This window comes from Marinobacter sp. CH_CUG1437-1, from assembly GCF_037029655.1.
Lineage (GTDB): Bacteria > Pseudomonadota > Gammaproteobacteria > Pseudomonadales > Oleiphilaceae > Marinobacter > Marinobacter salsuginis.
In genome coordinates this window covers 617239-630158 of the sequence record NZ_JAYMEW010000002.1, presented here as the reverse complement: position 1 = coordinate 630158, position 12920 = coordinate 617239, and the positions used below count along the sequence as shown (strand labels likewise).

12 protein-coding genes are annotated in these 12920 nt (G+C 56.8%); 10 read left to right on the top strand and 2 right to left on the bottom strand.

The genetic code is table 11. The annotated features are described in order from the left end of the window. Positions 1 to 50: 50 nt before the first annotated feature. The 8 genes from WA411_RS08235 to WA411_RS08200 all read left to right on the top strand — a co-directional run bounded on the left by WA411_RS08235 (position 51) and on the right by WA411_RS08200 (position 8354). On the top strand, positions 51 to 821 hold the full coding sequence (locus WA411_RS08235) for a ferredoxin--NADP reductase (protein WP_069183288.1): 771 nt from the start codon (positions 51 to 53) through the stop codon (positions 819 to 821). A gap of 115 nt (positions 822 to 936) precedes the next feature. Then, positions 937 to 2517 carry a PQQ-dependent sugar dehydrogenase gene (locus tag WA411_RS08230; RefSeq protein WP_291906981.1) on the top strand — a complete coding sequence of 527 codons (1581 nt, stop codon included), beginning with the start codon at positions 937 to 939 and terminating at the stop codon, positions 2515 to 2517. 67 nt (positions 2518 to 2584) lie between these two features. Continuing rightward, on the top strand, positions 2585 to 2977 hold the full coding sequence (locus tag WA411_RS08225; protein WP_069183289.1) for an acyl-CoA thioesterase: 393 nt from the start codon (positions 2585 to 2587) through the stop codon (positions 2975 to 2977). Positions 2978 to 3010: 33 nt separating this feature from the next. Then, complete coding sequence (locus WA411_RS08220) at positions 3011 to 3898, top strand: hypothetical protein (protein ID WP_291906983.1); 888 nt, start codon at positions 3011 to 3013, stop codon at positions 3896 to 3898. A 260-nt stretch (positions 3899 to 4158) separates the two neighbouring features. Beyond that, entirely contained in the window at positions 4159 to 5184 is a 1026-nt protein-coding gene (locus tag WA411_RS08215) for an amino acid ABC transporter substrate-binding protein (protein WP_291906986.1), read from the top strand. An 88-nt stretch (positions 5185 to 5272) separates the two neighbouring features. Further along, positions 5273 to 6460, top strand: coding sequence for an amino acid ABC transporter permease (locus WA411_RS08210; RefSeq protein ID WP_153633560.1), 1188 nt, complete (start codon positions 5273 to 5275; stop codon positions 6458 to 6460). Beyond that, on the top strand, positions 6460 to 7545 hold the full coding sequence (locus WA411_RS08205; protein ID WP_069183293.1) for an amino acid ABC transporter permease: 1086 nt from the start codon (positions 6460 to 6462) through the stop codon (positions 7543 to 7545). The genes WA411_RS08210 and WA411_RS08205 overlap by 1 nt, the downstream gene beginning before the upstream one ends. 98 nt (positions 7546 to 7643) lie before the next feature. Continuing rightward, the gene (locus WA411_RS08200) at positions 7644 to 8354 is read left to right on the top strand and encodes an amino acid ABC transporter ATP-binding protein (RefSeq protein ID WP_227514516.1); all 711 of its coding nucleotides are present in this window, start codon (positions 7644 to 7646) and stop codon (positions 8352 to 8354) included. Between the two features lie 39 nt (positions 8355 to 8393). Here WA411_RS08200 and WA411_RS08195 read toward each other — a convergent pair whose 3' ends face one another. Both WA411_RS08195 and WA411_RS08190 read right to left on the bottom strand, forming a co-directional pair. Next, on the bottom strand, positions 8394 to 9119 hold the full coding sequence (locus WA411_RS08195; protein ID WP_291906991.1) for a UDP-2,3-diacylglucosamine diphosphatase: 726 nt from the start codon (positions 9117 to 9119) through the stop codon (positions 8394 to 8396). Next, positions 9116 to 9616: a peptidylprolyl isomerase gene (locus WA411_RS08190; RefSeq protein ID WP_069183295.1), complete on the bottom strand. Its 501-nt coding sequence runs from the start codon at positions 9614 to 9616 to the stop codon at positions 9116 to 9118. The genes WA411_RS08195 and WA411_RS08190 overlap by 4 nt, the downstream gene beginning before the upstream one ends. Before the next feature lie 138 nt (positions 9617 to 9754). Between WA411_RS08190 and WA411_RS08185 the strand changes: the two genes are divergently transcribed. Further along, the gene (locus WA411_RS08185; protein WP_291906994.1) at positions 9755 to 11434 is read left to right on the top strand and encodes a glutamine--tRNA ligase/YqeY domain fusion protein; all 1680 of its coding nucleotides are present in this window, start codon (positions 9755 to 9757) and stop codon (positions 11432 to 11434) included. Next, complete coding sequence (gene cysS, locus WA411_RS08180; RefSeq protein WP_222464755.1) at positions 11431 to 12819, top strand: cysteine--tRNA ligase; 1389 nt, start codon at positions 11431 to 11433, stop codon at positions 12817 to 12819. Before WA411_RS08185 ends, cysS begins: the two co-directional genes overlap by 4 nt. Positions 12820 to 12920: the final 101 nt, after the last annotated feature.

The window sequence follows — 12920 nt, the reverse complement described above, 5'->3', positions numbered from 1 at the left end:
AGTTAAATCATTCGCCGTAAAACAGCGTATCGAACAGGCAAGAGGTTTACATGAGCAACCTGATCAAAGAGAAAGTTACCAGCGTCCATCACTGGAACGATACCCTGTTCAGCTTCACCACAAGCCGTGATCCGGGCTTTCGTTTCAAAAACGGTCATTTCGTCATGATCGGTCTGGAGACCGAGGGCAAGCCGCTGATGCGCGCCTACAGTATTGCCAGTGCGAACTACGAGGAAGAGCTTGAGTTCTTCTCGATCAAGGTGCAGGACGGCCCACTCACATCCCGTCTACAGAAGATTCAGGTGGGCGACGAAATTCTGGTAAGCCGCAAACCAACGGGTACCCTGATTCTGGATAACCTGCTGCCGGGCAAGAACCTCTGGCTGATCAGCACCGGTACCGGGCTTGCCCCCTTCATGAGCATCATCAAGGATCCAGAGGTCTACGAGGCCTTCGATAAGGTGATCCTGACCCATGGCGTTCGTTACGTGTCCGAGCTGGCCTATCAGAAGGAAATTGAGGAATTGCCGGAGAACGAATACTTCGGAGAAATGGTCAAGGGCAAGCTGGTTTACTATCCCACCGTCACTCGCGAAGAGTTCCGCAACCGGGGCCGGCTGACCGATGCCATGGAAACCGGGAAGATTACCCGTGATCTGGACTTGCCGGACTTCGATCCGGAAAACGATCGGTTCATGATCTGCGGCAGCCCGAGCATGCTGAAGGACACCTGCGCCATCCTGAACAATATGGGTTTCAAGGAAGCCCGGGGCGGCGACATGGGGCATTACGTGATTGAACGGGCCTTTGTGGAGCAGTGAGTTTTCAGGGCCAGGCCGCCTTTGACAAAGCCGGAGCGTGATGCTCCGGCTTTTTTGTGTTTGTATCTGACAGAATTGGTCGTATAAACGGCAAACGGTTATGGAGGCGGACAAAATGGCGGGAATGCAGGGAACGAAGAAAAACGTCATCAGTTTCCTGGTGGCACTGGTGGTCGGAGTGGTTCTTGGTACAGTGGTTCAGACCCAGCTAAACCTCCTCGCCCTTCAGGCCATCGGGGTGGGGGTTGGATTTGACGCCCGCCTGTCCGCCACTGTGCATGATCTGGTTTCCTTCGCGCCGCTTTATGGAATCCTTTTTGGTGTTAGTTTCGTCGTTTCCCAGGTTGTCGCTACCGCTGTCTCGCGTTTCGTGGGGCGTGGGCTGCGGGTACCGCTGTTCGCACTGGCCGGGGCCTGCGGGCTGTGGGTGGCGCTGCTGACAGCCAATGCACTGGCCCCCATGCCTACGCTCATTGCGGCTACCCGGTCTGCGGGTGGGCTACTCGCGATGTTGCTAACGGCGGCGTTTGCGGGTGCATTGTTCGCCCGACTGACGGCCAGGCGGCATACCGGTGTCGTTGGTCATGCTCCGACGGTTATTCTTGCCTGTTGCCTGGCACTGGGCCTCGGGTCGCTGCCCGCGCCGGTGCAGGCCCAGTCTCCCGGCAACTACACCGTCGAGACATTAATCTCCGGGCTGGAGCATCCCTGGTCCCTGGCGTTTCTCCCTGAGGGTGGCGCCCTGGTAACGGAGCGGGCAGGGCGGTTACGGCGCATTTCAGGGGAGTGGGGGCTGGATCCCGAGCCGATTACAGGCGTGCCGACAGTTTTCAATGATGCTCAGGCTGGCCTTTTTGATGTCCTGCTGTCGCCGGATTTTGAGGCTGACCGGGCGGTATTTCTCGCCTACGCTTGCGGTACCGCCGCAGCCAATCACCTATGTGTTGCCCGTTGTCAGTTACAGGGAATGGCTCTGCACGACGTAGTCGAGATATTCCGGGCTCAACCTGCGAAGCAGGGCAGTGCCCACTATGGTGGCCGAATGGCGTGGCTTCCCGATGGTACGCTGATCGTCACCCTGGGAGATGGATTTGACTATCGCGAGCAGGCGCAGGACCTGTCCAGCCATCTTGGCAAGATTGTCCGCCTGAACCCGGATGGCACCGCGCCCGAAGACAATCCCTTCGTTGGCAGCCACGATGCTCTTCCGGAAATCTACAGTTACGGACACCGCAATGTGCAGGGGCTGGTCTACGATTCCGTTGATGGTTTGCTGATTGCCCACGAACACGGCCCACGTGGCGGGGATGAGGTCAACATCATCGAGCCGGGACACAACTATGGCTGGCCGGGGATCACTCATGGCATCGACTACACGGGAGCGATGATCACGCCCTTTGTTGAGCATGAGGGTATGGAGCAGCCGCTGCTGCACTGGACCCCTTCAATCGCGCCCTCAGGGATGACCCGCTACAGGGGCGAGCTGTTTCCGGACTGGCACGGCAACTTGCTTGTGGGCGCGCTCGCCGACAGAAGTGTGCATAGGGTGACGCTGGACGGACGGCAGGCCAACGATACGGAAACGATGTTCGAAGAGCTTGATGAGCGGATTCGGGATGTTGCCACGGGGCCTGACGGTGGGGTGTATCTGCTTACCGACAGCGCCGAAGGGCGAGTGCTGCGTATCGTGCCTTAGTCGGAGATCTGGGTCGTTTGCGTATGGCCGGTGTATAGTAGGCGGTTTTCAAAAGGGGGAAGCCGCCATGTTTCATCTGGAGCTGGAACCACGTTTCAGCGATACCGATGCCCTTGGGCACATCAGCAATACCACTTTGCCGGTCTGGTTCGAGCAGGCCAGAACGCCGGTTTTCCGGATTTTTCATCCCACCCTTGAGGCGGAGACCTGGCCGCTGATCATTGCACGGCTGGAAATTGATCTGCTGGCCCAGAGCTACTGGCATATTCCGGTCAAGATCAAAACAGGCATTGGCAAGATTGGCAATTCCTCGTTCCATGTCGTTCAGGAAGCCTGGCAGGGCGACAAGCAGATTGCCCGGGGCGTCGCCGTGCTGATTCATTTCGATTACGAAACAGAGAAGGCCCTGCCAATTCCAGAGGACATCAAAGCAAGACTGGCTGAACATGCTGTAGAGTAATCGCCCGTAATTTTGAACCTACCGGAGGCGCTGGTGTTTGGTAAATCGTTTGCATTGCTTGGTCTGATCACGGTTTTCGCACTCGCTGGCTGTGATTCCGCGAACGAGACTACGGATCCCGTTCCTGAGACCCAGGATATGTCCGCGTCGGAGAGTCCTGATGTTGATGTTTCCCTGGCGCTGACCTCCGCCCAGTTGGACTGGGTGGGTCAGCAGATTTTCCGGAACGAATGCGCAGGTCGTTTCCAGTGCCTGGTCCACTGGAATGATGGTGAGGCCTTCCCGTCGCTCGGTATCGGGCACTTCATCTGGTATCCGAAGGGCGTTGAAGGTCGGTTTGTCGAGAGCTTTCCCGCGCTGATGGAATACATGGAGCAACGGCAAGTCAATATTCCCGAATGGTTGCTGGCTCTGGAGCCGTTCGACGCTCCCTGGAGCGAAAAAGCGGAATTCGTGGCCGTCGAAGACTCGCCCCGGCTGGCGGAACTGCGGGAGTTTCTGGCCGGCACCCAGGGGATCCAGGCTGAATTTATATTCCGGCGGGCCAGGCAGTCGCTTGGAAAAATCATTGAGTCCGCTCCGGACGATCGAAAGTCAGAAGTGGCTAACAGGGTGAAAGCGCTCAGTCAGACCCCCGGCGGCGTCTACGCCATCATCGACTATGTGAATTTCAAGGGAGAGGGGCTCTCACCCACGGAACGCTACAACGATCAGGGCTGGGGGCTACTGCAGGTGCTGCTGGAAATGTCGGGCTCGCCTGACCGCAGTGCCCTCAAGCAGCTTCGGGAGGCGGCCGCTACTGTTCTCACGCGTAGAGCTGAGAACGCAAAAGATCCCATCGAACGAGAGCGCTGGCTGCCAGGCTGGTTGAAACGCCTCGAAACCTATGAAGAGCCACCCGTCTTCAAAATTTCCGAATAAATTTGCATAAAAACTAGTTCATTTACCGAACCTTGTTCTACTTTTAAGGAGCACGGCTCCAATGCTGCCTTTTTCTGGCGCATGGAGTCGCAATGAGGGCACTGTATCAGTGCATGAAGCAGCGTCACCTCGTTTCAGATCTGTCTGTAACGCCCTGGTGGCGGATAAAAACAATACAAATCATGGGTTTAAGATGTATGGCTCGCAAATTGCTGAGTCCATGCGTCTCGAAAAACCAACTGATGTTCGGAGAAAAGACAATGAGAAAGACGAAATCGATTGCCCTGGGGATTGCTCTGGCCGTAGGTACCTTCTCGGCTACTGGTGCGATGGCCGCCACGACTCTGGAGAACGTCAAGGAGAAGGGGCACCTGCAGTGTGGTGTTACCACAGGTCTTCCGGGATTCTCCCAGCCTGACGAAAAGGGCAACTGGACCGGTATCGATGTTGATACCTGCCGCGCTGTAGCTGCAGCGATCTTCGGGGATGCCTCTGCGGTCGAGTTTACGCCCCTCACCGCAAAAGAGCGTTTTACCGCACTGCAGTCCGGTGAAATCGACATGCTTTCCCGCAACACGACCTGGACGTTGACCCGTGACGCTTCGCTGGGCCTCAATTTTGCCGGGGTTAACTACTACGACGGCCAGGGTTTCCTGATCAACAAGGATATCGGGGTAGACGATGCGCTCCAGCTCGACGGAGCTTCGATTTGTATCCAGGCCGGTACAACCACCGAACTGAATCTCTCCGATTATTTCCGTGCCAAGGGGATGGAATTCAAACCTATCGTATTCGACACCTCCGAGCAGACTGTGCAGGGCTTCTCTGCCGGTCGCTGTGACGTGTTGACTTCCGACCGTTCCCAGCTGGCAGCTTTGCGCTCCAAGCTTCAGGATCCGAGCGCCGCAAAAATCCTGCCTAACACCATCTCGAAGGAGCCTCTTGGCCCCGTTGTCCGTCAGGGCGATGACCAGTGGTTCAACATCGTCAAGTGGGTGCTTTCAGTGCAGATCAACGCTGAAGAGCTGGGCGTAACAAGCGCCAATGCTGACGACATGCTGAAGTCTGATAATCCGAACATTCAGCGCCTGCTGGGTACGGATGGCGACATGGGCGCCAAGCTTGGCCTGCCTGACGACTTCGGTCACAAGGTTGTAAAACTGGTGGGTAACTACGGCGAAATGTACGACCGCAATGTGGGTCCGGACACACCGCTCGGTCTGGATCGGGGTATCAACGCCCTGTGGACCGATGGCGGCATCATGTATGCCCCGCCAGTCCGGTAACACCTGAAAGCACACCGGGGCGCCTCGCAAGCGGCGCCCCGGTGATCTCTGATGAAGTCAGCTGCAGGGAAGCCTTTCGGAACATTGCATGAAAAAACAAACAATTGATTCAAGACCTGCGGGGCCCAAGCCCTGGTATGACCCCCGGGTACGTTCACTCTTTTTCCAGGTTGTCGCCATAGCCCTCGTTTTCTGGGCTGGCTGGACACTGGTAGAAAACACGCTCGCCAACATGGAGAGCCGGGGCATCAGCACCGGTTTCGGCTTTCTTGATGAGACTGCCGGTTTCGGCATCATCATGAGCCTGATCCCTTACGATGCCACCATGACCTATGGCCGAACCTTCTGGGTTGGCCTGACCAATACCCTCCTGGTCTCCGCAATGGGCATCGTTGCTGCAACGATTCTCGGATTCATCATCGGCGTGGCCCGTCTGTCCAGTAACTGGCTGGTTGCCAAGGTGTCCCTCGTTTACATCGAGGTCATCCGGAATATCCCGTTACTGCTGCAGATCTTTTTCTGGTATTTCGCCGTTCTGGGCGCCTTGCCTTCGCCGCGCCAGAGTATCGATGTGGGCGGTACCATGTTTCTCAACAACCGCGGGCTTTATGTCCCGGAACCCCTGGCACAGGACGGTTTTGGGCTGGTCTGGGGGGCTCTGGCAATCGCCATTGCCGCAGTTGTTGGCATTCGAATCTGGGCCAAAAAGCGGCAGCTGGCTACTGGCCAGATCTTTCCCACCTTCAAGGTTGGTGTTGCACTACTGGTCCTGTTGCCGGCAATTGCCTACTTCGCCGCAGGCAGCCCGCTCGAATGGGAAGTACCCGCACTGAGGGGCTTCAATTTTGGTGGTGGTATTACCATCATTCCCGAGCTTGCCGCCCTGTGGGTGGCGTTGTCGCTGTACACGGCCAGTTTTATAGCAGAGATAGTTCGGTCCGGTATCCTGTCAGTGAGCAAGGGCCAGACGGAAGCGGCCAAAGCGCTGGGACTCCCTAACGGACTTACGTTGCGCCTGGTTGTGATACCGCAGGCAATGCGCGTCATCATCCCGCCATTAACCAGTCAGTACCTGAACCTGGCGAAGAATTCATCCCTTGCGACGGCCATCGGCTATCCGGATCTCGTTGCAGTCTTCATGGGCACGACCCTTAACCAGACCGGGCAAGCGGTCGAGGTTGTAGCGATCACCATGGCGGTTTATCTCACGATCAGCCTCTCGATCTCGCTGTTCATGAATATCTACAACCGGGCTGTGGCGATTAAGGAGCGATGATGACTGAGTCAACCATGAAACCACCCAAGAAGGCGCTCAGTCCGATCAAGTGGATGCGAGAGCACCTGTTCTCAACCTGGTACAACGCCTTGCTGACCTTGGCGGTTGGCTATTTGCTGGTGACCAGTGTAGGCCCCCTGCTGAACTGGTTGCTGTTCGAAGCGAACTTCCAGGGCCAGGATGCGAGTGACTGTACTGGCGCGGGCGCCTGTTGGCTGTTTATCAGTCAGCGTCTGAATTTCTTCATTTACGGGTTCTACCCCGATGAGCTGCAGTGGCGTGTGGACGCCATGTTCCTGCTGCTGGCCATTGCGTTTGTACCCCAGTTCATCGAGCGGTTCCCTGGCCGCAAATGGCTCGGGATTTTCGGCATGACCGGCTTGCCCATCATCGGGTATTTCCTGATACCCGGCGGCACGTTCGGCCTTGAGGTTGTCGAGAGCACAAAATGGGGCGGCCTGATGCTGACCCTGATTCTCGCATACATCGGCATCCTCGCCTCTCTGCCTATTGGCATTCTACTGGCCCTTGGACGGCGCTCGGAGATGCCGATCATTCGTGGTCTGAGCGTGGTGTTCATCGAGGTCTGGCGGGCGGTGCCCCTGATCACAGTGCTTTTTATGGCCTCGGTGATGCTGCCGCTATTCCTCCCTGAAGGCGTCAACTTCGAAAAACTGGCACGGGCCCTGATTGGTATCACACTCTGGCAGTCTGCCTATATGGCGGAAGTCATCCGGGGTGGTCTGCAAGCCATTCCGCGGGGCCAGTATGAGGCAGCTGATGCTCTCGGGCTCGGCTACTGGCGGAAGATGGGGCTCGTTATTCTTCCCCAGGCGCTGAAAATGGTGATTCCGGGAATCGTGAATACCTTCATTTCACTGTTCAAGGACACCACGCTGGTTCTGATTATCGGCCTGTTTGATGTGCTTGGAACCGTCCAGTCCACTGTGACAGACCCGGCATGGCAGAACGTGGCCATAGAAGGCTATGTTTTCGTCGCTTTCTGTTTCTGGGTCTTCTGCTTCGGCATATCCCGCTACAGCCAGAATCTCGAACGCAAACTCGACACCGGTCATAAAACCTGATGGGTAACCCAATGACAGAACAAACCCAAACTTCCAATGCAACGCCTTCCGAACAGGATAACACCGGCAAGAAGTCCGACATTATCCGTGTTGAAGGCATGCACAAGTGGTACGGGGATTTCCACGTACTGAAGGACCTCAACCTGACAGTAGCCCAGGGCGAGCGAATTGTTATCTGCGGGCCGTCCGGCTCTGGTAAATCGACATTCATTCGATGCATTAACCGGCTGGAAGAACATCAACAAGGCAAAATCATCGTCGACGACGTTGAGCTGACCGATGATGTGCGCCAGATCGATACGGTTCGTCGGGAGGTCGGCATGGTATTCCAGCATTTCAACCTGTTCCCGCACCTGACGGTCCTTGAGAACTGCTGCCTGTCGCCGATCTGGGTCCGCAAGATTCCTCGCAAAGAGGCGGAAGCGACCGCCATGGAATATCTGGAGAGGGTAAAGATTCCCGACCAGGCTCTCAAATATCCCGGACAGTTGTCCGGCGGCCAGCAACAGCGGGTTGCGATTGCCCGAGCCCTGTGCATGAAGCCGAAAATCATGCTGTTCGATGAGCCAACGTCGGCGCTGGATCCCGAAATGATCAAGGAAGTGCTCGATGTCATGATTGAGCTAGCCGGCAGCGGCATGACGATGCTTTGTGTAACCCATGAGATGGGCTTTGCCAAAACCGTGGCCGACAGGGTCATCTTCATGGATGGTGGTGAGATTGTGGAGGAAGCACCACCGCACGAGTTTTTTACAAACCCGCAGGAAGCTCGGACCCAGAAGTTTCTCCAGCAGATACTGGCGCACTGAAGCAAAGGGCAAAAAAAACCGGGCATTTGCCCGGTTTTTTTATAACGGTTGTTTCTTCAGCTCTGGCTCTTTGCCAGGTTCCGCCTCGAGCCACCAGACGTTCTTGTCCCAGTCGCCCAGGACAATCCGCTTTGCCGGCAAGCCGTTGGCAATGAGCTCATGCACGGCGGGGCGGTGGGTGTGGCCATGAATCATGTGCTGGACACCGTGGGCTTCCATATCCTTGATCACTTCCTCCGGCGTTACGTCCATGATGAACTCTTCCTTGCCCTGATTTTTCGCCATGCTGATTTCCCGCAGCTGGCGGGCCATCTGCTGGCGGTCCTCAAGAGGACGCTGGAGTATCATCTGTTGCCACTGAGGGTTGCGCATGTTGGCCCGGAACTTCTGGTACTCCACATCGGCCGTGCACAGGCTGTCGCCATGCATGAGGAGGGTAGGGGTGCCGTGCAGATCGATTACCGTGGGGTCGTCCAGAAGGGTTGCGCCGGCCCGCTTGCAGAAATCCTCACCAATCAGAAAATCCCGATTGCCGTGCATCAGGAAGATGTCGGTGCCGCTATCCCTCAGTTTGCGCAGGGCAGCAGCAATCTGTTCCTGGAGCGGCGTGCGTTCGTCATCGCCGATCCAGGCCTCGAAGAAATCACCGAGGATATAGAGCTGATCAACGCCGCTGGCTGTCCCGTTGAGAAACCCCAGAAATGCCTCAGTAATATCCGGGCGGGATTCCTCAAGGTGAAGGTCTGAAATAAACAGCGTGGTCACGCGTCCTCCAGAACCTCAGCCTTTTCGATAACCACGTCATCGGCAGGCACGTCCTGGTGGCCCGCTCGCATGGTGGTGCGGACCGCACGGATTGCGTTGACCGTGTCCATGCCCTCGACAACCTTGCCGAACACGCAGTAGCCCCAGCCTTCCGCGTTCTTGGCGGTGTGGTCGAGGAAGCCGTTATTCTCAACGTTGATAAAGAACTGGGCGGTAGCGGAATGCGGGTCCATGGTGCGTGCCATGGCGATGGTGCCCTGCATGTTGCTCAGGCCGTTATCGGCTTCGTTCTGGATGGAATCGCGGGTTTTGCGCGGCGTCATGCCGGGCTCGAAGCCTCCGCCCTGAATCATGAAATTGCTGATCACACGGTGAAAAATGAGGCCATCGTAAAAACCGTCGCGAACATACTGTTCAAAATTCTTGGCGGTTTCCGGTGCCTTGTCATAGTCCAGTTCCAGCTTGATGTCACCGTAGTTGGTTGTCAGCAGAATCATCAGGTTTTCCTGTTCAGAAAGGTTAGGTACGTTACAGGGCCCATTGTACTCAAGAGTTTCCTGCTATGCATGAGTCCGGCAAGGATTTGTGAGTATAATACGCGGTTTAAGATTCACTCCCCTTTTAACAGAGATTGTATGAGCGCCGAGTCGAAGAAAGCCCACAACTTTATCCAGAGCCTGATCGAAGACGCCATCGCCAGCGGAGAGCATACCGGCAAGGTGGTCACCCGATTCCCGCCAGAGCCCAACGGTTACCTGCATATTGGTCATGCCAAATCGATCTGCCTGAATTTTGGCATCGCCGAGACCTTTTCCGGCGACTGCAACCTGCGGTTTGACGACACCAACCCGGAAAAGGAAAACCAGGAATACATCGACGCCATCAAACAGGATGTGGAGTGGCTTGGCTACGAGTGGGCCGGGGACGTTCGTTATGCCTCGGATTACTTTGATGCTCTCTATGAATTTGCCGAGGAACTGATTACCCGGGACAAGGCCTATGTGTGCGCCCTGACAGCCGACGAAATGGCTGAGTACCGCGGAAGCCTGAAAGAGCCTGGCAGAAACAGCCCCTACCGGGACCGCCCGGTGGAAGAGAGTCTGCAGATGTTCCGCGACATGCGGGATGGCAAGTACCAGAACGGTGAGCTGGTGCTGCGGGCCAAGATCGATATGGCCTCGCCGAACATCAACATGCGGGATCCGATTCTTTATCGTATCCGTTACGCAGAGCACCATCAGACCGGTAACAAATGGTGCATCTACCCGATGTATGACTTCACGCATCCGATTTCAGACGCCATGGAGGGGATTACCCATTCCCTGTGCACCCTGGAATTCGAGGATCACCGGCCGCTGTATGACTGGGTTCTGGATAACATCTCCGGCCCCTGTCACCCACGCCAGATCGAGTTTGCCCGTCTGAACCTGAATTACACCATCACCTCGAAGCGCAAGCTCAAGCGACTGGTGGATGAGGGCGTGGTTGATGGCTGGAACGATCCCCGGATGCCAACCATTTCGGGCATGCGCCGGCGCGGTTATACGCCGGAGTCCATCCGCACCTTCTGCGACATGATTGGCGTGAATAAGGCTGGCGGTACCGTGGATGTGGGCATGCTGGAGCACGCTATTCGCGAAGATCTGAACACTCGCGCACCGAGAGCCATGTGTGTCATGCGCCCGCTGAAAGTCACACTGACCAATTACCCGGCCGACAAGAGTGAAACCCTGATCCTGCCGGTTCATCCGCAGGACCCCGATATGGGCGAGCGGGAAGTGCCCTGGACCCAGACGCTTTTTATCGATCGGGAAGATTTTGAAATGGAGCCGCCGCGCAAATGGAAGCGGCTGGCGCCGGATCAGGCGGTGCGTCTGCGGGGCGGTTACGTGATGACCTGCCGCGAAGTGGTTCGTGATGACAACGGTGAGATCGTGGAGCTGAAATGCGAGTACGATCCCAACACCCTGGGTGTCAATCCCGAAGGCTACAAACCCAATGGCGTGATTCATTGGGTGTCTGCCACCGATAGCGTGGAGGCGGACATTAATCTGTACGACCGCATGTTCAACCATGAGTCCCCGGACAGTGACAAGGAAGGTGATTTGATGGATCACCTGAACCCGGAATCATTGGTGGTCCTGAAGGGTGCCCGGGTAGAGAAGAGTCTTGCCGCGCCCCGCACAGATCTTCCCTACCAGTTCGAGCGGGAAGGCTATTTCTTCTGCGATCAGGCCCATACCGAGTCTGCCGGTCGGCCGGTGTTCAACCGCACGGTTACGCTCAGGGATTCCTGGGGTAAGGGGGGCAAGTGATCCGCATCTACAACACGCTGACCCAGCAAAAGGAAGAGTTCCGGCCGATTGAGCCGGGCAAGGTGCGGATGTATGTCTGCGGTATGACCGTCTACGACTACTGCCACTTGGGCCATGCACGGGTGCTGGTGGCCTTTGACGTGATTACCCGTTACCTGCGCCATCGCGGCTACGACGTAAACTACGTTCGCAACATCACCGATATTGACGACAAGATCTTGCGCCGTGCGGATGAGAACGGTGAGCCCTATAACGAGCTTACCGACCGGATGATCAGGGCGATGCACGAAGATGAAGCCCGTCTTGGTGTGCTGTCTCCGGACGAAGAGCCCCGGGCGACTGCGTACATTGACGAAATCATCGCGATGATCCATAAGCTGATTGCCAGTGGCCACGCCTATGCGGCGGATAACGGTGATGTCTATTTTGCCGTTGATTCCTTCGAGGAATACGGCAAGCTCAGCAAGAAAAAACTGGAGGATCTGCTGGCGGGCGCGCGAGTTGACGTGCAGGAAGCCAAACGCAGTCCGGCGGATTTCGCGTTGTGGAAAGCGGCCAAGGCAGGGGAGGTCAGCTGGCCCTCGCCCTGGGGCGATGGTCGTCCCGGCTGGCACATCGAGTGTTCGGCCATGTCTACCTGCTGCCTAGGCGACACCTTCGATATTCATGGCGGTGGGCCGGACCTGCTGTTCCCGCACCACGAGAACGAGATTGCCCAATCCGAGTGTGCCACTGGGCACACCTTTGTGAACACCTGGATGCACGCGGGCGCCATCCGGGTGAACAAGGAAAAGATGTCCAAGTCTTTGGGCAACTTCTTCACCATCCGCGAGATCATGGAGAAGTACCCGGCGGAAGTGGTCCGTTACTTCCTGGTGTCCAGTCATTACCGCAGCCAGGTGGACTACTCCGAGGAAAATCTGGCCGAGGCCGGCCGCACGCTCACTCGGCTGTATCATGCCCTTAGAGGCATCGTGCCCGCCAAGGCCGCCGATGTGCCGGAATCCGAGCATGATGAGCGGTTTGCCGAGGCGATGGACGATGATTTCAATACTGCGGGCGCCATTGCTGTCCTCCACGCGGTTGCCAACGAAATCAACCAGCACCGGCGCGATGGTCGCGAAGAGGATGCCAAACGTAGTGCGGCGATTCTGGTGAGGCTCGGCGGTGTCCTGGGGCTGTTGCAACAGGACCCCGAGGCGTTTTTCCAGGCGGACACCGGTGGTGAACTCAGCGCCGAAGACATTGAAGCGATGATCCAGGCCCGGGCCGATGCCCGAAAGGCGAAGAATTTTGCCGAGGCCGACCGGATCCGCGACGAGCTACTCGAGAAGGGTATTATTCTGGACGATTCCCGAGAGGGGACGAGCTGGCGTAAAGCCTGAATTTCCGGGAGATGCTGGTTGGTCAGACCAGTTTTGCGCGTGCAGGCATGATCTTGTAAGGATTTTCCCTTACAATGCGGCGCTCAAATTAGAATGCCCCC